Below are 21,650 nucleotides of genomic sequence, written 5' to 3'. Positions count from 1 at the left end.
TCCTCATTGAAATGGAGAACATGTCCCTGAACTCCTCGACCGGCGTTCTAAGGTGGACACCTGTGGAGACCGGAGAGTTCCCGGTCCCAGTCAATATTTCTGATGGCGAAGCAAACATAACGCACAACTTCACCATCATTGTCGTCCGCGGGAACAGGGCTCCCCTGTTCAAATCCAGACCCGTTACTGAGGGCATCCGCCATGTCGTCTATCGTTATGATATCCGCGTGGAGGACCCCGATAGTGACCAGATAACCCTGACCCTTCTCTCGGGGCCGCGGAACATGACCCTGGACAATTCCACGGGACAGCTTATCTGGGTTCCGGACGAAACCGGGAATTTCTCAGTTAGGCTTCTCGCCTCTGACGGCCGCGGCGGGGAGGCAGTTCAGGAGTTCGGGATTAATGTCAGGGACAAGGTCCTGCCGATTGTAGAGTTCATTAAGCCCACAGAGGGCCAGAGGGTCACCGGCAGGATGACTGTCTCGGGAAAGGTCCTCAGGGGAACCCTGGAGGTCGTGAGGGTCCAGATTCGGATTGACTCCGGAGACTGGCTCGAAGCCTCCGGCAACCACTCCTGGAGCTGCACAGTTGATACCTCCGGATTGAAAAACGGCAGGCACACCCTCCAGGCCCGCGCTTACGATGGATACGATTTCTCGCTGCCTGTGAACAGGACAATCATTGTTGACAATCCGGCTGAGGGCATGGCCCTCAATCTCTGGCTCGGAGCCGTGCTGGTTCTTATGGCGGCGGCCTCGGCCGCGGTTCTGCTCTGGAGAAAGCGCCATAAGTCGCGCTGATGGATAAGGATCCAGTGGCGGGCCTGTTTTAACCCTCACGACCGGGGTCATGAATGGGCCGGGCCTGCTCCCTGAGGTGCTCCGCCATGAACCTGTAGAGCCCCGCGACCTCCATCCTCCTCCCCTCCCTCGCAACCGCCAGAGAGCCGCGCAGAAGCGCCAGCTCGCAGGTCGGGCAGCACGTGACCAGCAGGTCCGCGCCGGTCTCGACCGCCTGCCTCATCCTGCTCTTGGCCATCTCGCGCGCGAGGGGCCTGTCGGTCGTGAGAATTCCACCCCCGGACCCGCAGCAGAGCGAGAACTCGCGGTTGTTCCTCATCTCCACCAGCTCCACGCCCATCGCCTCCAGAATCATCCGCGGCTCGTCGAAGAGCTTCAGCCTCCTGCCTAAATCGCAGGGGTCGTGGTAGGTCACCCTGAGCTTCCTCCCCCTCGGCCCGCGCGGCCTCCTCCATTGGATTTTGTCGAGGCTCTCGGCCACGACCTCGACGATGTGCCTCGGTTTCAGGCCGTAGGCAGTCCTGAAGAAGTGGGTGCAGGAGGGGCACATCGTTATGAACTCCTTGTAGGTCACGACCTGCGCATTACTCGTCATTATCTCCTTCAGCTCGCTCTCGAAGCCCAGCGCGTCCGCGACGAACCCGCAGCAGTACTCGTCCCCTATCCCCGGCCTGATTCCGAGGGCGTTGAGCACCTTCACGGCCGCCCTGACGTCCTCGACCTGGTCCTTGTACTGGCACCCGATGTAGAGCGGCACAACACCGTCCTTCCCAATGTCCTCGAAGCGCTTCGCCAGGTCTATCTTCCTGCCGTAGATATCGCCTGTGGCCTTCAGCGCCGCAACGAGCTCCCTGTGCTCCTTTAGTACCAGCCCCCTCCTGACGAGTTCGGTTCTCATCTGCCTGAACCTTTTGTTGTTCTCCATCGCGCAGCGCGCGTCGCAGGAGCCGCAGAGAACGCAGGTGTAGAAGAGCCTGAGGAGCTCCTCCGAGGGCTTCACCTTCCCCTCCAGCACGCCCAGAATCGCCCTGTTCTTGCCCCTTGATGTGTAGGTCTTGTCCTTTTTGATTTTATAAATGGGGCAGTCCTTCTCGCAGAAGTTGCAGGAGGTGCCGAAGCATGTCTCGGCGTCCTTCCTCAGGGCCTCTAATCCAGCCTGCTCGGCCATCACACACCACCTCCCCCGGGCCCTGACCACCCGCCGCTCCCGGCTTCTGAAACCACTCGCCCTTCCTTGTTGCTGCCGCTCTCCTCCCTACCCCCGGCCCCTCCTGTCTCGCCCCCGGCCCCTCCTCCGCCCCCTACCCCGCCACCGGCGCCTGCAGAATCTCCTGCCGGCCCGCAGACTCCCGCTCTCCCCTCCCACCTGAACTTCTTCCCCGGGTTCATTATGCCGTCGGGGTCGAAAACCCTTTTGACCTCCCTCATGTACTCCACGGCCTTTCCGTGCTCATACTCCAGATACGGAACCCTGAGGTTTGTGTCGCCCATGTAGGTGCTCATTGTCCCGCCCATGTCAACGGCTATCTTCGAGAGCTCCTCGAAGTACCTCCTGAACCTGTTGACCTCGTCCTGGTCCCTGTAGTTGACGAAAAGCGCGCAGGAGCATGAGAAGCCGATGCTGTTTGGGTGCTCTAGATAGGCGTTCATGCCCAGAATCTGCAGATTGTGCTTCTCCGCGGTCGCGACGAAGGCTTTGTAGAACTCCTCCAGCCTGCCCATCGGAACCCCGGGGTCGCAGGCCCCGAACTTCTTCTCCACCTGCGACTTGGGCCACTTCTGCTTGTAGGGCTCGAAGGCGAGCGTGTGCTTGGATATCCACCAGCTCTCCACGATGTCCCTCTCTTTAACCAGCTGCCCGCCCATCTCCTCGGCTATTCTGAAGGCGTACTTTTTATTGAACGAGACCACCTTCTTGTCACCTGCAAAAATTATGGCCAGCAGGGCCTCGGCCCAGTCCGGAACCTCCGGCTCCCTCCCGTGCTTCTCTTTGTAGGCGTGGGTGTAGAACTTCAGCCTCCTCTTGCAGTTGATGTGCGCGCCCTCGATGCACAGCCCCGCCTTAAGGAGACGGTTCAGGTACTCCACCGCCTTTGTCATCGATGGAAATAGAATCATGTCCACGGAGCGCTCCTCGGGAATGGGCTCGGCCTTGAGCGTCGCGGCCGTTATCACCCCGAGCGTTCCCTCGCTCCCGACAATCAGATCCTTGAGCTTGTAGCCGCTGGAGGTGAAGTGGGCCTTCCTGTGCCCCAGCTCCACGACCTCCGCCCTGCCCGTGACAACCTCGACGGAGAGGAGGGCGTTGAGAATCTTCCCGTACTTCATTCCGAAGGTCGAGTCGTTGTCGCAGGCGATTTCCGAAGCGAGGGTGCAGGACCACTTCGATTCCGGGAGATTGGGTATCCAGAGGCCGTGGGGCTCGAGCGCGTCGAGCAGCTCCTGCATCGTCGCCCCAGCCTGGGCCCGGATGGTCTGGTTCGCCGGGTCGACCTCGATAATTCTGTTCATCGAGGAGCCGTCGATGTAGATGCCGCCGTGTATCGGAACCGCCCCGCCCGCCATCCCCGTCAGTCCGCCTCCGGCAGTCACGGGGACACCGTGCCTGCGCGCGATCTCAACCGTCTTCCTGACGTCCTCGGTCTCTTTCGGTAGAACCACGACATCCGGGGGAAACACCTCCTTCGGCGTCCGGGGGGACCAGTCGGCGCCGTAAGCGAATCTCTCGAAGTCCTCAGTGCGGACCTTCTCCCCCAGCGCAGCCCTCAGCTCCTCAATATAGGCCTGCATCACCCACCACCCGCGTGCGGTAATCGGGAAGCTGCCTAAAGGGTTTTTGGAGATGGGCCTTGAGACTCTCCGGCACCGCGCTATGTTCGGAGGAGCTCCAGCACCCTGCCCGGCGCTGCCATGTCTCTCCCTCACACTGATTTAATGCTTTTGCGCATATGGGACCGGTGGCGGAAAAGCTATTTGTAGCCCCGCTCTGTTTACCCGGCCGAGGCCCCGGAGGGGCCTGAGGGGGTTGGGGGAATGAGGCCTTTCGCAAAAAGCATGGGGCGGATAGGGACTGAGTCGGCCTTCGAGGTTCTGGCTAGAGCAAAAGCGCTGGAGAGGCAGGGGAGGAGAATTCTTTACTTCAACATCGGCGAGCCGGATTTTCCGACGGCGCCCCACATCATCGACGCCGCGAAGAGGGCGCTGGACGCGGGCTATACTCACTACGTTCCTGCGCCCGGCATCCCGGAGGTCCGCGAGGCGATATGCGAGTACATCAATAGAACGCGGGGCTTCAGGCCCTCACCCGACCAGGTCCTGCTGACGCCCGGGGCCAAGCCGATAATGACCTTCACCATCATGGCCCTGTGCGACAGGGGAGACAGGGTCCTCTACCCCGACCCCGGTTTTCCGATATACGAGTCGATGATAAGGTACATAGGGGCAAGGCCCGTGCCCATCAAGCTGAGGGAGGAGAACGAGTTCCGCATGGACCCGGAGGATATCAAGAAAAAGGTGAGCGAGAAGACGAAGCTCATCATCATCAACACGCCCCACAACCCGACGGGCTCTGCACTGAATGAGGAGGAGGTCAGGACGATCGCGGACCTCTGCCACGACAAGGGAATCTGGCTCCTCTCGGACGAGGTCTACAATGAGATTCTGTACGAGGGAAAGCACTTCTCGCCCGCGGTGTATGACAAGTGCCTGGAGTACACGATTCTGCTCGACGGCCTCTCCAAGACCTACGCAATGACGGGCTGGAGGCTGGGGTACGGCGTCATGCCTCCGGAGCTTCACAAATGGGAGACCCTACTGACCATCAACTCCGTCTCCTGCACCAGCGCGTTCTCACAGATGGCCGCGAAGGAGGCCCTCCTGGGTCCGCAGGACTCGGTCAGGGCGATGGTGGCGGAGTTCAGGAGGAGGAGGGACTTCATCGTCGAGGGCCTGAATCAGATAAAGGGCTGGAGCTGTCTGAAGCCGAGGGGGGCCTTCTATGTCTTCCCCAACATAAAGAAGTTGAAGAAAAAGAGCAAGGAGATCGAGAACCACCTGCTCAACAACCTTGGTATCGCCACCCTCTGCGGCACCGCCTTCGGCGCCGGCGGCGAGGGCTACATGCGCCTGTCCTACGCCTCTTCAATGGAGAACATAAAGGAGATGCTCGAGATTCTGAAGAGGGAATACGGCACCAAGTGAAGGGAGCCGGCGGCTCTAGCGGCCCCACGAGAGGCCGAGCTCGAGCGCCCTCAGGTTCTTTTTCTCGGTCCCCGCCGGGACGGTCTTCTCCAGAGCCATCCTGACGCTCTCCAGCGAGACCGCGCCCGTCTCCTTCACAAAGAATCCCAGCATCACGCTGTTGGCAAAGAGCTCCCTCCCCAGCTCCTGGCTCGCGAGCGCGGTGGCGGGAATTCCCCTCATTCTCCCGGCACTCCTCGCGCGGTTTTCCTCCACCGGGTTTTTTATGGAGCCACCATGCCCCGCCGCCCCGGATATCGCTCCACCGGGGCCCTTCACGAGGTCAGATTCGAAGAGCAGTGTCCCTCCCGGCCTGAGGAGAGCGATGAAGCGGTCGTGCGCGGGCTGGGACATCGCCACAAGCACATCAATCTCCTCCGGTTCTATCTCGAATACCGGCCCTTCACTGATTGTCACCGTCGAGTGGCAGGCGCCGCCGCGCGCCTCCGCCCCGTAGGACTGGGTCTGGAGCACTCCCTTCCCCTCCAGCGCCGCCGCCCTCCCCAGGACCACACCCATGAGAACTACTCCCTGCCCCCCGAACCCAGAGAAGCGCACTATCACCCTAATCAGCCTCCCTGAACACTCTCCGCCTGCCTGTCCGACAATGTCGCTCCCTTCCGAGGCACAACCCTCGTCCCCCTTCCAGACAGCGCCGCCGCCATCCGAAGCACATCCTTCGCCCTCCTTCCCGACGGCGCCTGTGCCCTCCCGGGCTCCCCGTCCTCACCCGTCCTTCCACGTGCCTCCCCCATCGCCATCACGGCTTTTCCATGGTCGGTCCCCGCCGCAGCCCCGCGCTTCGTGGGCCTCTCCGCCTCTGTTCCCCCTCCTCCCCGCTGGCCCCGGACCCTCATCCCCGCGCTCCATGCGCCCCTCCGCCCCATTCCCTTTCCTCCCTCTCGACGCCGCCGCCTCAGCCGCGCGCTCCTCCGATTTCGGGCCCCCGAGCCTCGACCACACCCCTCCGAATTCTCTTCTCCATCTTCAGCATCACGGAAATATATCCCGGCTCCTTCCTGTCCACCAGCGTCCCCACGGGTATTTTCGATTGCTTCCGCATTTCGGGCGCTGCCCTTATTTTCTCAACCGGGACACTGTGGTCCCTGAAGTACTCGAGCATCTCCGCTCCGGTTCTGGCCCCTTCGGAGCGGAAGTAGGTCGGGCACTGCGAGACTATCTCGAGGAACCTGAACCCCTCGCCGAGGATCAGCTCCTCCATAGCCCCCGAGAGCTGGCGGATGTGGTATGTCGTCCAGCGCGCGACGTAGTTCGCGCCGGCGGCCGCGACCAGCTCTGCAACGAGCATCGGGCGCTCGAGGTGGCCGTAGGGGGAGGTCGAGGTCCTCGCTCCGGCGGGTGTGGTCGGCGAGGACTGGCCGCCCGTCATTCCATAAATCCCGTTGTTCACCATCATCACCCCGAGGTCAATGTTCCTGTGGGCGGCGTGGATGAGGTGATTGCCTCCGATTCCGGCCAGGTCCCCGTCTCCGGCGATAATCAGCACCCTCGTCCCGGGGCTCATCAGCTTGGCGCCTGTGGCGAAGGCCACGGCCCTCCCGTGGGTGGTGTGCAGGGTGTCGCACTTGAAGAGCGGCGATGGAATCCATGACGAGCAGCCGATGCCCGTGACCATTAGAAGCTCCTCGGGCCTTATGCCCATCCTGTCAACTGTCCGGATGAAGCAGTTCAGGACCATTCCGCAGCCGCAACCGGGGCAGAAGGTCGAGGGCATCGTGCCAGGGCGCAGGTACCTCGCCAGCGGGTGCTCCATCAAGGCATCCCTCCTCCCCTCCGGAGCTCGGGCCGGGGCCATTCCCTCACACCTCCATTCCCCCGCAATAGAGGGCTGGCGGCATCAGGAGACCTCCTTCAGTTTGCTGCAGATTTCCTGAACTGTGTGTGTCACGCCGCCGATTTTCGGGAGGCTGACGACATCGGCACATGTGTAGCGCTCGACCTCGCGCGCCAGCTGGCCCAGATTCATCTCCGGTACGAAGATTTTTTCCACACTCTCGGGCAGGGCGTCGACAGCCTCGCGCGGGAATGGCCAGATGGTGCGGGGCCGCACGTAACCGACCATCATGCCGCTCTCCCTGGCCCTCATCACCGCCCCCAACGCGGGCCGGGAGGGGGCGCCGCAGCAGAAAACGACCTTGGTCGCGCCATCCGGGACATCCGACTCCACATCGTACAGCACCCCCCGATTCTCGTCGATTTTTCTGCAGAGCCTTTTGACCAGAGCCTCATGCACCTCCCGGCTCACTATGTCCCTTGTCCCATCGGGTCTGTGTGTTGACCCAGTTACGTGAAGAAACCTGCCCTCCCCGAAATGAACCGCTGGCGGCACGGGGTCGCCGCCGAAGGGAGGCGCCTCATCCGGGTCCGGTGGGCGGGGCAACCCGGCAATGGGCGGCGGTGCCCTGAGCTCGAACGGCTCCCTCATGTGGCCCACCTCTCCGTCGAGAAGCAGGGTGACCGGGGTCCGGAGGGCGGCCGCGATTTCGAACGCCCGGTACGTCAGGTCGAGACACTCCTGCACGGAATTGGGGCAGAGCGCTATCGCCTCGTGGTCACCGTGGGTACCCCAGCGCGCCTGCATGATGTCGCCCTGGGCGGGCTTCGTCGCCTGCCCCGTGGATGGCCCAGACCTCTGGACATCGACAACGACGCACGGGGTCTCGGTCATGAAGGCGTAACCCAGCCCCTCCTGCATCAGAGAGAAGCCCGGGCCCGAGGTCGCGGTCATCGACCTCGCCCCCACCCAAGCCGCTCCGATAACGGCCGAGAGCGAGGCTATCTCGTCCTCCATCTGGATGATGCGGCCGCCAGCCCGCGGCAGCTCGCGGGAGAGGAACTCGCCGATTTCCGAGGCGGGTGTTATTGGATAGGAAGCGAAGAAGTCGCAGCCCGCGAAAAGGGCCCCCCAAGCAACCGCCACGTCCCCGAGGTCAAAGAGCTTCCTTCCACGGTGGCGCCTGAGATAGGCGGCGCGCAGCTCCGCCCTTTCCCTGCTGTCGCTTCGCATTCTCTCCTCCGGCCGCCTCCCCCTTACACCGACTCCACGGCCCGCCCCGGTGCGCCTCTTCATCACCCAGCCCCCTGCAATCTTGTCCTCCGCCTCAAGAACCACACCGCCCCCAGCGCTCCTGTATTCCTCAACTCCACCACCCCTCATCCCCCCTCTCCTCTTCCATCAGTCTCCCCTCTCTCCTCTCTCCAGCTCCCCTCCCTCTCTCTGCCTCCATATTTCTTTTTTCCCCGTGCCCCGCGCCTCTCTCCTTTCTCATCCTCTCCGCTTCCTTCCTAGTTTCCCCATCCACCACCCCTCTCTCCACATTCCGCTCCCCCGAACGCGCGGCGACCGCCTCTTCAATAAAAATTGCGAGGTCCGGGCACATCAGCTCGCATGTCCTGCACCCCATGCACAGCCTCCCTTCCTTAACAACCGGAGGATGGTAGCCCCTAGGCGTCAGCTCCTCGGACATCTCAAGGACCCCGACAGGGCAGAAGCGGACGCATATTCCGCAGCCCTTGCACATCTCTTTCAGTATACGGACCTCGTGCCTCCGGGCCACAGAGGGCCAATGACGCGCCGGAGCATAAAGCTTGCACAGACCCGAAATCGTTAAGCCGGCCTGCCAAATACGGTGGAGGGGGATTATGTTCCTCAACGAGCGGGAACTCCTGTCAGGGCGATGCGCGGAGACGAGGAGAAAGGTCCTGAGCATTCTGGAGGCCGGCATCCGCTCCGTTGACCCGCGCGCATCAGTGCTCGAGCATCTCTCGCTCCGCGGAAACGCGCTGAGGATAGGGCCCGGGGCCCGGGAAGGCCAGGCGCCGGAGTTATCCGCAGGGGCGAGGTCGGCGGGTGCAGGCGGTGGGGGGGTAAGGGAGGCCCCTCCAGGGCAGGTCGGGCTGAGGGACGGGGACGCGGGACCCAAGAAGAGCGGGGGCCCGGGAACCACAGTGGATGAGGTCACGCTCGAGAAAGGGGCGCGTGTCATCGTCGTCGGCTGTGGCAAGGCCGCGACGGCCATGGTTCAGGCCGTCCATGAGGCTCTGGGGGACAGGGCAGAGGGCTGGGTCAACGGTCTTGAGGAAAAAGACATCGGGCGAATTCATATAAACAGGGCCCGCCACCCAATTCCTGACGAGAGCGGGGTTAGGGGCGCGGAGCGAATTCTGGAGCTCGCGCGCAGCGCGACGGAGAGGGACGTCGTGATTTGTTTGATAAGTGGCGGCGGCTCCGCGCTCATGCCCCTGCCGGAGGAGGGAATTCGCCTTGAGGACAAGATGGAGACGACCCGGCTGCTGCTGAAGTGCGGGGCTGATATCGTGGAAATCAACTCCGTCCGCAAACACCTCTCCCGAATCAAAGGTGGAAAGCTCGCTCTGGCGGCGGGGAGGGCGCGCATATTCAGCCTCATCCTGTCGGATGTGCTGGGCGACCCGCTCGACTCGATAGCCTCCGGCCCGACGGCTCCCGACACAAAGACCTGCGACGACGCAATAGCTGTTCTCAGGAAATATGGAATATGGGCGGAGGCTCCGGAGAGCGTCAGACGACTGCTTGAATCACGCAGGAGCGAGACGCCGAAGGCGGACAACCCCGTTTTCACACGGGTTAGGAATATAATCATCGGAAACAACGAAAAGGCCGTAGATGCGGCCGCGGCACGCGCCCGCCAACTCGGCTACGATGTGGCAACGAGATACAGGTGGAGCGTGGGCGAGGCCCGCGAGTTCCCTGAGAAATTGCTCTTTCCGGAGATGCGGCGTCTGCTGGAGACCGGGGAGCTGAGAAGGCCCGCCGCCCTTGTCTTCGGGGGCGAGCTAACGGTAACGGTTAGGGGGAGTGGGAGGGGAGGGAGGAATCAGGAGATGGCGCTGGCGGCGCTGAATGGGCTTGAGAGGGGCCGCTTATCTCACGAGCTCGCTGACACCGGGAGCCTTTCACTCCGCCAGATTGAAGGAGGCACGAGCGAGGCCCAGTCCCCAACAAAACCCGACACCATTTACCCTGCCTGGACCCTCGCCTCCATGGGTACCGACGGCATAGATGGGAACTCCGATGCCGCAGGCGCAATCGCAGATGCGGAGGTGATGGAGCACGCAACGAAACTGAGCCTCAAGGCCGCCCTCTTCCTTGAAAACAACGATTCGAACAGCTTCTTCAAGAAGACAAACGGGCTCCTGCTCACAGGGCCCACGGGGACAAACGTAGCAGACATTGGTTTGCTAATAACTGAAAAAAATTAGTAGTAAGCCCTATATATTTCATCGCCTATGCGTTAATTGATGAGACGGCGAATGCGGGGCCGGCCCCGCTGCCCTCGGAGGGTCGAGGCGGTCCCCCGGGTTACATACTACAAGCCGAGGGGGGTTCCCGTCTCGGACCTCGAGGTTGTGGAGCTAGCCGTCGAGGAGCTCGAGGCGCTCCGGCTCGTTGACCTCGAGGGGCTGGAGCAGGACGCGGCCGCCCTAAGGATGGGCATCTCGAGAAGGGCTCTGTGGGACGAGCTGACCCGCGCCCGGAGAAAGGTGGCGGAGGCTCTTGTAAAGGGATGCGCCATCGCGATACGCGGCGGCAGCTACATCGTGGCGGCGCGGAGGTTCGTGTGCGACTCCTGCGGCCACGCCTGGGACGAGCCCTTCGGGACGGGGAGGCCTGGCGAGTGCCCGGAGTGTGGCTCGGCAGAGGTCGCCAGGGTGGACTGGGGGCAGGCAACGCGGCGCCGCGAGAAGGAGGTAGACGGAAATGCAGAACGCTGAAGAGAAGCGGGAGAGCGGAGAGCGGCCGAAGAGCGCGGACGAAATCGACATCCACATCGCTCTAAAGGACGTAAAGCACAAGCTCGTCATCATGAGCGGAAAGGGCGGAGTCGGAAAGAGCACGGTTGCCGCCAACCTCGCGGTGGCGCTATCGATGAGGGGGCACACTGTTGGAATTCTGGACTGCGACATCCACGGTCCCACGATTCCCAAGCTGCTCGGCGTTGAAGGAAAGCGACCTGTCGTCACGGGCGCCGGTGTGGAGCCGATTCCCGTCGCGCCCAGAATCAAAGTGATGTCGATCGGCTTCCTGCTGAGCGATAACGACTCGCCTGTTATCTGGCGCGGGCCGCTCAAGATGATGGCAATCAAGCAATTCCTGGGCGAGGTGAAGTGGGGCGAGCTCGACTACCTCATAATCGACCTGCCCCCGGGCACGGGCGACGAGCCCCTGAGCATCGCCCAGCTCCTGCCGGGGCCCGATGGGGCGCTGATAGTAACGACCCCGCAGGACGTCGCGCTTCTCAGCGTGCGCAAGTCAATCAACTTCGCCCGGGCCCTCAACCTTCCAGTCATCGGCCTCATAGAGAATATGAGCGGCCTCACCTGCCCCCACTGCGGAAAGAGAGTCGATGTCTTCAAGACCGGCGGCGGGATGAGGGCCTGCATGGACCTCACGGTTCCTTTCCTGGGCTGCATACCGCTCGACCCGATGATAACGGACACGGGCGACGCGGGGAGGCCCTTCGTGACGGAGTCTATGAGCTCGCCCACCGCGAAGGCCTTCGAAGAAATCGCACGCAAGGTTGAGGAGCTCGTGGGAGGCGCGCAAAAAGAGGAGGGAGGGGAGGAGGGGAAAGTAGAGGGCGGCAAAGGCAGTGAGGATGGCCCGAATAAGTGAGTGGAGATTAGTAAGGTGATGCAACATGTGGAGCGGCTGGTATGGATGCGGATACGGAGGAGGAGCAGGCCGGGGCCGCGTGTTTTTCGGGGGCCCGTGGCCGGGGAGGGGGCCATTCAGCCACCTTCCGCCCTGGCAAAGGCCTGGCTGGGTCTACGGGCGTTGGGCGTGCTGGTGGTTCCTCAACCCGTGGCTGAGAAGTGGCAGTACGCCTCCCTCGGGGACTGGAGGCGCGGCTGGCCACTCCGCTCCGCCACCGCGGTGGGGCCTGTGGGCTCCTCCACCGGGCTACCCCGGCTACCCGCAACCTTCCGGTATGAGCAGGGAGGAGGAGGAGAGGTCGCTAACCGAAGAGCTCTCAGCGCTTGAGGAGCGCGTGGCCGAAATCAAGAAGCGGCTGGAGGAGCTGAGGAAGTAGCCCCTCCTCTCCCTTTTTTTTAAGGTGAGAAAATGAAAATCATGGTTGCGACGACTAAAGGCGGGCTGGACGACATCGTGTCGAATGTCTTCGGGCGCTGCGCTACATTCACGATTGTGGAGGTCGATGCAAAGGAGATCAAGAATGCAACGGTGGTCCCGAACCAGTTCGCGGGCGACATGGGGGGCGTCGGAATTCAGGTCGCGCAGCTCGCCGCAAAGGAAGGCGTCAGGGCCGTCATCGCTGGCAGGTTCGGGCCCCACGCGTCGCAGGTTCTGGCGCAGGCGGGAATAGTGATGGCCCCGGTCGTCGGAATTCCCGTGAGGGAGGCGGTCGGGAAGTATCTCTTAGGCGAGGCCCTTGCTCCCGGAGGCAGCCCGACGACGTGGTCCCCCGGCTTCGGGGGGTGGGGGAAGGGGCATGGGAGGCGGTATGGGGGGCGGGATGGGACGCGGCATGGGACGCGGGATGGGGCGGGGGGGCGGAGGGGGAATGGGACAGGGGAGGGGCAGGTGCAGGTACCCGCCGTATGGATATCCACCTCCAGTGCCCAGGCCCTCTGACAGCATATCGCCAGGACAGCCCCCATACGGCTACCCCCCTCCCTTTCCGCCCGCCATCCCGCCCAGGCAGGAGAAGGAGTTCCTTGAGGCGGAAAGAAAGGCGCTCGAGGCGAGGCTCGATGAGATAAAGAAGAGAATGAAGGAGCTTGAGTGAGCGCCGAGGGGTATGGGAGCGAGAGTGAGAGGGAAGAGGAATGGAGAGCGGGTGAACACTGTCGGGAGGGGATGAGAGGTGGCGAAGAAAGTCGAAGACACGAGGCGATTCGCCTCGAGCTACGGCTCGAGGTTCTGCATATGCCCAAAGTGCAGTAACAAAATCGAGCATACAAGAGGAATTCCGTGCAGCTCTATCAAGTGCCCGCGGTGCGGGGCATTCATGAAGGGAGAGCACTGTGCGGAGATGAGGGCGGAGGACGCTGGAAAAAAGGCGGGGAAGAAGGGAGGAGGGAAGAAATGAAAGTAGCGGTGCCAACCCTCGGTGAGAGGAGGCTGGACGAGCTCGTGATCGAGCACTTCGGCCGCGCCCCCACATTCACGATAGTGGACAGCGAAACGGACGAGGTTAAGGTGATTCAGAACAGGAGCGAGCACATGGGCGGAGCCGGAAAACCCCCGGAGCACCTCGCCAGGGAGGGGGTAAAGGTGATGCTGGCCAGCGGGATGGGGCCGAGAGCTATCGCGATGTTTAAGAGCGTCGGGATTGAGGTCTACATGGGCGCCCGGGGCACCGTCAGTGAGACCCTCGAGCTGTGGAAGCGTGGAAGGCTTTTGCCGGCGAGCGAGGAGACCGCGTCCAGGGAGCACAGGCACTGAGGAGGAGGAGGCTGAAAATGGAGCAGCGGGGCCCGGTCGATGGTTTTCTGGACAAAAAGAACGTCTTCGCTCTCGTGGGCGTCTCCCGGAGCCCGGAGAAGTTCGGGCACCAGGTCTTTCTGGACCTGACCCGCGCTGGATACAAGGTCTATCCAGTCAACCCCGGCCTGGAGGAGGTTCTGGGCCGCAGGTGCTACAGGAGCCTCGCCGAGCTCCCCGAGCGGCCGGATGTGGTGGACATTGTGGTTCCGCCCGCAGTCACCAAGAAGGTGGTGGAGGAGTGCGCGCGGCTTGGCATCAAGAAGGTCTGGATGCAGCCCGGCTCCGAGAGCGAGAGGGCGCTGGCCATCTGCAGGGAGAGGGGAATAGAGGTGCTGCACAGGATGTGCGTTATGGTGGAGAGGAGGAGGCGGCAGGAGCGGAGCAGTCCATCGTCCTGATGGGGCCCGGGGAAGGTGGGGTCTTTAGCGGATACCCATTTGGCCCGATTATTATGATGGAAAAAGGAGGGAGGGATGGCGTTATGATAATCTCCGTCGCGAGCGGCAAGGGAGGGACGGGAAAGACCTGCGTGGCCGTCAGCCTCGCCCTCCTCGCGTCTTCCCGGCGCCCGGGGATGGTTCAGCTGCTCGATTGCGACGTCGAGGCGCCCGACTGCAACCTTCTCGTCGGAGCGGAGATGAGGCCGGCGGGTGAGGTGCGGCTGGCCGTCCCCCGAATCGACAAATCCAGGTGCGACTTCTGCGGGAAATGCGCCGACTTCTGCAACTACCACGCACTCGCGGTCCTGCCCTCCGATGTGCTCCTTTTCACGGAGCTCTGCCATGGCTGCGGCGGCTGCGCCCTCGTGTGCCCGAGAGGGGCGATTGGGGAGGAGTCGCGGACCGTGGGCGCACTGAGCCGCGGGGTGAAAAATGGTCTGGAGCTTCTGGAGGGACGGCTGAACATCGGCGAGACCGCGGCGGTCCCGGTCATCAGGGCTCTGAGGCCGATGGCGGTCAGGGAGCTCGTGGTTCTCGACTCCTCACCGGGCGCCGCCTGCCCGATGGTGGAGACGGTCCGGTGGAGCGACTTCTGCGTCCTCGTGACCGAGCCCACGCTATTCGGCCTGCACGACCTCAAAATAGCGGTTAGGGTGATTAGGAAGCTGGGTATCCCGTTCGGCGTTGTCGTCAACAGGGACGGAATCGGGGACGCCGGGGTCGAGGAGTGGTGCGCGCGGGAGAGGGTTTCGGTGCTCCTCAGAATTCCCAACAGCATGGAGGTGGCCAGGCTCTACTCAAAGGGTGTTCCTCCAATCGCGATTCCGGAGATGGAATCTCGCTTCGCGCAACTGCTGGAGAGACTGGAGGCGGTGGCATGAGGTGTGGTGGAGAGATAAGGCAGCTCACGGTCATCAGCGGCAAGGGAGGAACGGGGAAGACCTCCCTAGCTGCGGCATTCGCCTCCCTCGCGCGGGGCGCGGTTCTTGCGGACTGCGACGTCGACGCCCCTGACCTCCACCTCCTACTCAGGCCAGAGATTCTCAGCATGGAGGAGTTCAAGGGGCCCAGGCTGGCCGAAATAGACCCGGCGAAATGCACTGGGTGCGGCGCCTGCCGTGAGCGCTGCCGCTTCCTCGCCATCGATGAGAAATTCAGAATAATCGCGGAGCGCTGCGAGGGCTGCGGCGTCTGCGGAATCGTATGCCTCGCCGGGGCTATAAGATACGTCGAGAGAGTTTTGGGCTCGGCTTTTATATCACGGACTCGCTTCGGTCCAATGGCGCACGCGGAGCTGGAGCCGGGGGGAGAGGCTTCTGGAAAATTGGTCTCGCTCGTCCTGCAGAGCGCGAGGGAGCTCGCGAAAAGGGAGGGAAGGGGGCTTATCATCGTGGATGGGCCGCCCGGGACGGGCTGCCCCGTAATCGCCTCGCTTGGTGGAGCGAGCCTGGCGCTGCTAGTCACCGAGCCCACGCCATCAGGAATTCACGACCTGGAACGCGTTCTGGAGGTCTGCGAGCACTTCAATGTGCCAGCGATGGTCTGCATCAATAAGCACGACCTGAACGAAGGAAATACAAAGAGCATCGAGCGCTGGTGCTCGGAGCGTGGGCTCGAGCTCGCTGGGAAGCTGCCGTACAGCGACGCACCGGCCAGAGCCATGGTCGCGGAGAAAACGGTGGTAGAGCTCGAGCCAGAGGGGTTCGGCAGGCTGGTGGATGGGATATGGCGAAGAGTAGCGCGGAGGATACTCTACGGGTGAGACGCGGCCTCAACACCCTCGCGGTCCGCGCGTTCGACGGCGTTGAGTGCTCGGAGCTCGTGCTCGTCGGGTTCTCCTTCTGCATTCCGGGGGATAATGCCCGCATGCCGCTGGCTATCGGCGCGCTGATCCTAGTTCTCTCCGCCGCTTCCGCCTCCCTCCTTCTGTGGCTCGGGCGGGGAAGGCCCCGATGGTAACAGCTCAGAGTCCCGGGAAACTGGAGAATATGCTGAGCACCACGAGCGTCGAGACAATCACCGCAACCGCAGCCGAGACGAGGCCAACCCTGACCTTCTCGTTTATCTGCTCGGCCGCTATTCCTCCGGTGATGAAGGCGACGGTTGCGATCAGGCCACCTATTTCGATCACCACCCTCCCGGCCCCGCCCATATTTCTGATTGTGTCCTGGTATTTCTCCGAGTCCTCCTTGTATTTCTCCATTTTCTTCTCGTATTCCCCATAGTCATCCCCATATTCGGGCCTGGTCGGGGGATCCAAAAATGCCGTCGAGGATACAACCATCATTCCCCCGAAAAACAGGATGAGGCCTACGAGCGCCAGGACGATGGTCAAACCCTTCGTCCAGGGGCCGCCCGACGGAGGGGGCGGCATCGTGTAGGTCGCTGGCTGCGGAGGCGGCGGATACGGACTCTGGCTCGGCTGCGGGGGCATCAAACAGACCACCGTGCCGTTATCTATTTCCAGATTTAACTAATTATGCCTCTGACCGGCCCTTCAGGCGTCGGAAATGTCGCTCCCGACCGGGCAAGCGCAATCCGGCCAGCTGCCGGGCGGGAGTCCCGGCGATGCCTAGCCATACAACGGGCGCGGTAGGGCTAAAGGGAGGCTCCACCGGAGCAGCTGTCAGCCCTTCTCCCTGGCGCCGCCCAGCAGCAACACTTTTATAATATGAAAAATACCATCAACAATTTTTATATAATTTGAGGACAGAGAATCGATGGGAGGGAGATATGGACCGGACTCTCCGCGCCCTCGCAGCGCTGGTGGTGCTGCTGGCTCTAATGGCGCAGGTGAGTCTGGCGGAGGCTCCGTCCGGCGCAGCCGGCCCGATGAAGGAGGAGACGAGGGCGCGGGATAAAGGGCCGGGGCCGGAGACTGAAAACAGGAGCGGGGAGACCGGGGCGGCCGCTCCGCCGGAATCGGCAGGCTTCGAGGAAAGAGGTGGGGCTGATTGTGGTGCAGGAGGCGGGGGAGGTGAGGCCCACGGGAGCGCTCGAGGAAGGGAGGCTTCCTGCCCAACTGAAGGAAGGGACGGGCAGAGAGGCGTCGGCGGGACATCACCACGGAGCATCGTCGTTGTCTCGGAAAATGTGAGCATCACGCTTGCGAAGGGGACCTTCGAGAGCGGCCTCCAGCCCTTCCCCGACCTCGAGACTGGGCTGGGGAGAATTCGCGTCGACGAGCCCCTGGACCTGACAGGCCAGCTCGTGGACGGCAACTTCACACTCCTCTCTTACGGGGGGGGCAGGGAGGCGGCGCTTCGGAACAGGGGCGTGGCGGGTCATGGAGAGACCATCCGCTGGTGGTTCAACGGGGAGGAGCAGTGCCCCATTCAGGTCTCATGGCGCGACCCCGCGGCTCCTGGCGGTGAAATCAACGGAACTTTTTTCATTAGAAGATGGGTGCCGGAGAGGCGCCTCGCTCCCTCGGCCGGTATCTACGAGATGAAGTTCAGCTTCGCGGGAACGAGGGCTTTCTTCCCCGGCGTAGGAGAGCTTCAGCTCTACCCTCCCGCTGAGCTGTTGGTCCGGGTCGAGGTGCTTTTCCCCACCGTGATTCGAATTCTGGAGCCCGCGGGTGCCGTGGACGCCGGCTCCACGTGCCGAATCTCGGGACGGGCCGAGGCCGTGGATGGCGGGCCGCTGAGGGGCGTGGTCCGCGCCACGCTCGACGGTGCCCCGCTCGGCCCGCCCCTGCCCGCCGGCCTCTATATCGACGAGCTCGAGCTCACCGCTCCCGGAATTCCGGCGGTCCTTTTCAGGGAGGGTTTTGAGGCGGGAGCGCCCGGCTGGAGCTTCGGAGGGGACGGCGTTGACTGGGAGGCGGGGAGACCTTCCCATGGTCCGGCGCCGTTCCGCGGCCACTCGTGTCTGGGCACGAATCTTGACGGCCCCTACTCCCACCTCGCCGACGAATGGGCGGAGAGCCCTCTGATGGGACTAAACGCTCTTGGGTCGGAGACAAGAATCTCTTTCGCATTCTGGAAGGGGCTTGCGCCCGGAGACCGCGCCGGACTTCGCGTGTGGAACGGGAGCGCCTGGAGCGACCCCGTCGCCATTGTGGGACCGGAGGGCGAGTGGATTGTAATGACCGTCGAGCTTGCGAGCCTGAGGGCCACTGGCTCCCCGATGGATTTCAGCAGCGCTGATGGAGTGGTGGTGAGATTCGAGCTGAAGAGCACGACCCCATCTGCTCGTTTGTCCACCGGCGCCTTCTCCCTTGACTGGAATGTGCCCTTCGATGCACCCGCGGGCCACGTTCACCTCGATATCAAATTCAATCCCGATGGGCCCTATTACCCCTCCTTCGCACACCTGAGAATCCGCGTAAGGGCTGCGACGCGCTTCGAGATTCCTGAGGGCGAGATAATAGCCTCGCCCGGCGGCTGGGCCGAGGTCCGGGCCCGGCTGGTCGACGCCCGAGGAATTGCCCCGGTAATTCCCGCGGGGACCTGGGGGTCGGGGCTGATAAATGTGCTCTGGGACAACGGCTCTGGAGCTCCGGTCGAGGTGAGGAGCGTTACTGCTCCCAATGCCACTGGCTTCTTCGCCGCGGCCATCCGAATTCCCTACGGCGAGCGCCCGGGCAACGCCGCCTTCAGGCTGCTTTTCGAGGGAACGGAGAGCTATCAGCCAGCGGAGGCCGAGGTGGGGTGCCGAGTCGTAGTCAGGCCTCGCTTCGAGCTCCCCCAAATTTCGCCGGTCAGGCCCGGGTCGGAGGCTCTCGTCTCCGGCGCACTCCTTCTCGACGGGACCCCGCTACCGGGGGAGAGCGTGTGGGCCGTCCTTCCCTTCGATCCGTGGGGACTGGCGGCGGAGACTGACAGCCTTGGCTGCTTCTCCATCGCCTTTTTTGTTCCTGAGACCTTCGAGGAGGAGGGGTTCGAGCTCGTCCTGCGCTCGAATGGCTCCGGGCACGGGCTGCTTCCCGCGGAGGGCCGGTTGGATGTGAGGATTGAGAGGTCGCTCAGCGTAATTTTTGAGGGAGGGGAGTGGGCGAAGGGTCATGCTGTTGAGACCTGGCTCGACGGCCTCAGGTTCCCGGGTGTTGCGGGGAAGGTCGTGGATGAGGCCGGTGAGCCGCTCTCAGGGGCCTCGGTCATGATCGAGGCCCTGAGGGCGGGCTACCGTGAGCTCCTCGGGAGAGTGAGAACGGACCCCTTGGGCTACTTCTGCCTCCCCCACACCGTCGGATGGTCCGAGCCCGCCGGGGAGCTAAGGGTGGTCGCCACCGCGAGCCTCTCCGGAACAGGAACGGCCCGACGGGAGGCGGTCTTCCGTGTCACAGTCGGAACCCTCATCAAACTAGATCCTCTTCCCACGCTAACTAGCGGAGGCCCCCTCACGGTCTCAGGGGTTCTCAGGGAGAATTGGGGCGGCGAGAGCGGCGATCCCGTGGGCTGTGCCCCCGTGACAGTGGTCTTCGGAGGCAGGAGTTATTCCTGCGTGACCGACCCTTCCGGGCGGTTCTGTGTAAGCGCTATTGTTCTGGAGGCCGAGGGGGCGCACGAGCTCTCTGTCCTCTTCAGCCCGCAGGGCGCCAAGGCTTCATTCCTATCACCCTCCTCCACATCAATCAAAGTGGATGTTCGGGCCCCTCCCCCGGCTTCGACCTCTCCCGGGTCCCCAGCTCCGGCCGCGGCCCCATCCGAGAGTCTAGGCCGGACCGCGGTGGCAGTTTCGGCGGTGTCGGCCGTTCTGGCAGCAGTCGCGATAGTGGGCGCGGAGGCCTCCCGGTACAAGCTCTTTCTGGCGCTGGTTCCCCTCTACTCAAAAATAAAAAAGGAGGAAGTACTCGACCAGTTCGTCAGGGGGCAGGTCTTCGGCTACATTCAGGCCAACCCCGGAGATCACTACTCCTCGATCAGAAGGACCCTTAGGCTGAAGAACGGGACCCTCGCCTACCACCTCCGCACCCTGGAGAGGGAAGGGTTCATTTTCTCGAGAATGGACAGAATTTACAGGCGCTTCTACCCGACGGGCGTTGACCCCGCGCGGGTCAGGCTGCGGCTGGGCGTGAGGGAGACGCAGAAGAAAATTCTGGAGCTGATTCAGCAGAGGCCGGGAATCACTCCAAACGAGCTGGCCAACGCGCTGGAAACGAGCCATCAGGTCGTGAGCTACCACATCAGGCTTCTGGCGCGCAGGGGGAGCGTGAAAATAGAGCAGAGGGGCAGGAACACGCTGTGCTACCCGCCGGAGTTCCCGCTGGCTGCGGCCTCGCGGTAGAAAAATCCCCCCGCCGATTCCGCTCCGCTCGGCTCCCACCCCCCCGGGTCCGTTAACACCGGCCACCCCGCCCCCTTATTCCAGCACAGGGCTGGCCAGACATGCGCGGCCCTCCGTCCTGTCCCGCCCCTCGCAACGGAACCCGGAGAATCGCGGACCGGTCGTGAGGGGCTCCCATGGCCAACGTTCTTATGAATCCTGCGCAATTGGGGTGAGGCCTGTGGGATGGAGCGGGAGGGCGCGCTGGTCCTGGACGACGGTACGATTGTCCGAGGGCGCGCCTTCGGCGCCAGGGGGACTGTTTTCGGTGAGCTCGTCTTTAACACGGGCATGACCGGCTACCAAGAGGCCCTGACCGACCCGTCCTACAGCGGCCAGCTGCTGATGATGACCTACCCCCTCATCGGGAACTACGGCATCAGCGGTGGCGCTTTTGAATCCGACGGTATAAAAGTCAGGGCGATGGTTGTGCGGGAGCACTGCGCGAGGCCCCATCACAGGGAGAGCCTGATGACCCTCGACGAATTTTTGAGATGGGGCGGCGTGCCGGGGCTCGCCGGCGTCGACACGCGGGCGCTCACCATAAAAACGAGGGCGAGGGGCACGATGCGCGCCGCCCTGACGACGGAGGGGGGCGAGGAGAAGTTACTAGGAGTTGTCCGGGAGATGCCCTACCCAGACACACAGAATCTCGTCGCAGGCGTCAGCGTTCCGCAGCCCGTCTTCCACGCTTTCTCCGGCCGCCCGGGACATTGGGGGGCTTCGTCCGCGTCCGCAGAAGCCTCCGGGGGAGCGCCCCCCTTCCCGCCGAATTCTGAGGGAGGAATTCCTACGAAGAGGGAGGGGGTCCTCCGGGTGGTCGTGGTCGACTGCGGGGTGAAGCTGAGCATCATCCGGAACCTCTGCCACTTCGCAGAAGTAGTGAGGGTCCCCTACTCGTGGAGCTCTGCACGAATCTTGGAACTCGAGCCGGACGGCGTTCTGGTCTCCAACGGCCCGGGGGACCCGGCCCACCCCGAGATTCAGGGAACCGTTGTCAGGGCCGTGAGAGAGCTCGCTGGAAGGGTGCCGCTGATGGGAATCTGCCTCGGCCACCAGATAATCGCGCTTGCTTTCGGCGGGAGGACGTTCAAGCTCAAGTTCGGGCACAGGGGTGCGAATCAGCCTGTGAGGGAGGTCGGGACGCACAAAGTTCGTATCACCTCGCAGAACCACGGCTTCGCCGTTGACCCTGACCTCCCGCCGGAGCTGGAGCTCGTCGAGACCAATGTGAACGACGGGACCGCGGAGGCGCTCAGGCATCGAGAGCTGCCGGTCTTCTCCGTCCAGTATCATCCGGAGGCTTCCCCGGGCCCCCAGGACGCACGCGCGATTTTCGACAGATTCAGGAGGCTCATGATGCCCGCAGGGATAGGGCGGTGAGGA

At 63.1% G+C, this 21,650-nt stretch carries 21 protein-coding genes and 2 pseudogenes; 15 read left to right on the top strand and 8 right to left on the bottom strand.

Annotated features, from left to right (window positions below; genetic code table 11):
• The coding region (locus tag QW379_08640) for a putative Ig domain-containing protein (protein ID MEM2870466.1) at positions 1-803 on the top strand (803 nt) is incomplete at its 5' end.
• A gap of 28 nt (positions 804-831) precedes the next feature.
• On the opposite strand, the gene QW379_08635 is transcribed toward QW379_08640, so the two are convergent.
• Together QW379_08635 and QW379_08630 are read right to left on the bottom strand one after the other, a co-directional pair.
• Positions 832-1,971, bottom strand: a complete 1,140-nt coding sequence (locus QW379_08635) for a (Fe-S)-binding protein (protein MEM2870465.1) — start codon at positions 1,969-1,971, stop codon at positions 832-834.
• Positions 1,971-3,593: an FAD-binding oxidoreductase gene (locus QW379_08630; protein MEM2870464.1), complete on the bottom strand. Its 1,623-nt coding sequence runs from the start codon at positions 3,591-3,593 to the stop codon at positions 1,971-1,973. The genes QW379_08635 and QW379_08630 overlap by 1 nt, the downstream gene beginning before the upstream one ends.
• A 243-nt stretch (positions 3,594-3,836) precedes the next feature.
• On the opposite strand from QW379_08630, the gene QW379_08625 reads away from it, so the two are divergent.
• Positions 3,837-5,003: a pyridoxal phosphate-dependent aminotransferase gene (locus QW379_08625; GenBank protein MEM2870463.1), complete on the top strand. Its 1,167-nt coding sequence runs from the start codon at positions 3,837-3,839 to the stop codon at positions 5,001-5,003.
• A 15-nt stretch (positions 5,004-5,018) separates the two neighbouring features.
• Here the strand turns inward: QW379_08625 and QW379_08620 are convergent, their stop codons facing one another.
• Genes QW379_08620 through QW379_08600 form a run of 5 tightly spaced genes read right to left on the bottom strand, consistent with a single transcriptional unit; the run spans position 5,019 to position 8,620 of the window.
• The gene (locus QW379_08620; protein MEM2870462.1) at positions 5,019-5,606 is read right to left on the bottom strand and encodes a 2-oxoacid:acceptor oxidoreductase family protein; all 588 of its coding nucleotides are present in this window, start codon (positions 5,604-5,606) and stop codon (positions 5,019-5,021) included.
• 5 nt (positions 5,607-5,611) lie between these two features.
• Positions 5,612-5,929: a hypothetical protein gene (locus QW379_08615; GenBank protein ID MEM2870461.1), complete on the bottom strand. Its 318-nt coding sequence runs from the start codon at positions 5,927-5,929 to the stop codon at positions 5,612-5,614.
• A gap of 29 nt (positions 5,930-5,958) precedes the next feature.
• Positions 5,959-6,858 carry a thiamine pyrophosphate-dependent enzyme gene (locus QW379_08610; protein MEM2870460.1) on the bottom strand — a complete coding sequence of 300 codons (900 nt, stop codon included), beginning with the start codon at positions 6,856-6,858 and terminating at the stop codon, positions 5,959-5,961.
• A gap of 42 nt (positions 6,859-6,900) precedes the next feature.
• Entirely contained in the window at positions 6,901-8,220 is a 1,320-nt protein-coding gene (locus QW379_08605; GenBank protein ID MEM2870459.1) for a 2-oxoacid:acceptor oxidoreductase subunit alpha, read from the bottom strand.
• The gene (locus QW379_08600; protein MEM2870458.1) at positions 8,201-8,620 is read right to left on the bottom strand and encodes a 4Fe-4S binding protein; all 420 of its coding nucleotides are present in this window, start codon (positions 8,618-8,620) and stop codon (positions 8,201-8,203) included. The genes QW379_08605 and QW379_08600 overlap by 20 nt, the downstream gene beginning before the upstream one ends.
• A gap of 85 nt (positions 8,621-8,705) precedes the next feature.
• On the opposite strand from QW379_08600, the gene QW379_08595 reads away from it, so the two are divergent.
• The 11 genes and pseudogenes from QW379_08595 to QW379_08545 all read left to right on the top strand — a co-directional run bounded on the left by QW379_08595 (position 8,706) and on the right by QW379_08545 (position 15,953).
• On the top strand, positions 8,706-10,304 hold the full coding sequence (locus tag QW379_08595) for a DUF4147 domain-containing protein (protein ID MEM2870457.1): 1,599 nt from the start codon (positions 8,706-8,708) through the stop codon (positions 10,302-10,304).
• Between the two features lie 39 nt (positions 10,305-10,343).
• A pseudogene (locus QW379_08590) lies at positions 10,344-10,649 on the top strand (DUF134 domain-containing protein).
• Between the two features lie 154 nt (positions 10,650-10,803).
• Positions 10,804-11,718, top strand: coding sequence for an Mrp/NBP35 family ATP-binding protein (locus tag QW379_08585; protein MEM2870456.1), 915 nt, complete (start codon positions 10,804-10,806; stop codon positions 11,716-11,718).
• 450 nt (positions 11,719-12,168) lie between these two features.
• A pseudogene (locus tag QW379_08580) lies at positions 12,169-12,423 on the top strand (NifB/NifX family molybdenum-iron cluster-binding protein).
• 133 nt (positions 12,424-12,556) lie between these two features.
• Positions 12,557-12,853: a DUF5320 domain-containing protein gene (locus QW379_08575; GenBank protein ID MEM2870455.1), complete on the top strand. Its 297-nt coding sequence runs from the start codon at positions 12,557-12,559 to the stop codon at positions 12,851-12,853.
• 78 nt (positions 12,854-12,931) lie between these two features.
• The gene (locus tag QW379_08570) at positions 12,932-13,156 is read left to right on the top strand and encodes a hypothetical protein (protein MEM2870454.1); all 225 of its coding nucleotides are present in this window, start codon (positions 12,932-12,934) and stop codon (positions 13,154-13,156) included.
• Positions 13,153-13,512 carry a NifB/NifX family molybdenum-iron cluster-binding protein gene (locus QW379_08565; protein ID MEM2870453.1) on the top strand — a complete coding sequence of 120 codons (360 nt, stop codon included), beginning with the start codon at positions 13,153-13,155 and terminating at the stop codon, positions 13,510-13,512. Before QW379_08570 ends, QW379_08565 begins: the two co-directional genes overlap by 4 nt.
• A 17-nt stretch (positions 13,513-13,529) precedes the next feature.
• Positions 13,530-13,952, top strand: coding sequence for a CoA-binding protein (locus tag QW379_08560; GenBank protein MEM2870452.1), 423 nt, complete (start codon positions 13,530-13,532; stop codon positions 13,950-13,952).
• A gap of 83 nt (positions 13,953-14,035) precedes the next feature.
• On the top strand, positions 14,036-14,875 hold the full coding sequence (locus QW379_08555) for an ATP-binding protein (protein MEM2870451.1): 840 nt from the start codon (positions 14,036-14,038) through the stop codon (positions 14,873-14,875).
• Positions 14,872-15,756: an ATP-binding protein gene (locus tag QW379_08550; GenBank protein MEM2870450.1), complete on the top strand. Its 885-nt coding sequence runs from the start codon at positions 14,872-14,874 to the stop codon at positions 15,754-15,756. Before QW379_08555 ends, QW379_08550 begins: the two co-directional genes overlap by 4 nt.
• Positions 15,753-15,953: a hypothetical protein gene (locus QW379_08545; protein ID MEM2870449.1), complete on the top strand. Its 201-nt coding sequence runs from the start codon at positions 15,753-15,755 to the stop codon at positions 15,951-15,953. Before QW379_08550 ends, QW379_08545 begins: the two co-directional genes overlap by 4 nt.
• A gap of 4 nt (positions 15,954-15,957) precedes the next feature.
• Here the strand turns inward: QW379_08545 and QW379_08540 are convergent, their stop codons facing one another.
• Positions 15,958-16,428, bottom strand: a complete 471-nt coding sequence (locus tag QW379_08540; GenBank protein ID MEM2870448.1) for a hypothetical protein — start codon at positions 16,426-16,428, stop codon at positions 15,958-15,960.
• Positions 16,429-16,727: 299 nt separating this feature from the next.
• Between QW379_08540 and QW379_08535 the strand changes: the two genes are divergently transcribed.
• A complete protein-coding gene (locus QW379_08535; GenBank protein MEM2870447.1) occupies positions 16,728-20,225 on the top strand; it encodes a winged helix-turn-helix transcriptional regulator in 3,498 nt (1,165 codons plus the stop codon).
• 225 nt (positions 20,226-20,450) lie between these two features.
• Positions 20,451-21,647, top strand: coding sequence for a glutamine-hydrolyzing carbamoyl-phosphate synthase small subunit (gene carA, locus QW379_08530; protein ID MEM2870446.1), 1,197 nt, complete (start codon positions 20,451-20,453; stop codon positions 21,645-21,647).
• Positions 21,648-21,650 lie beyond the last annotated feature (3 nt).

The organism is Thermoplasmata archaeon, assembly GCA_038851035.1.
Taxonomy (GTDB): Archaea; Thermoplasmatota; DTKX01; order VGTL01; family VGTL01; genus JAWCLH01.
Note: the sequence above shows the minus strand (reverse complement) of the source record. Positions and strands in the feature narration are given on the sequence as shown.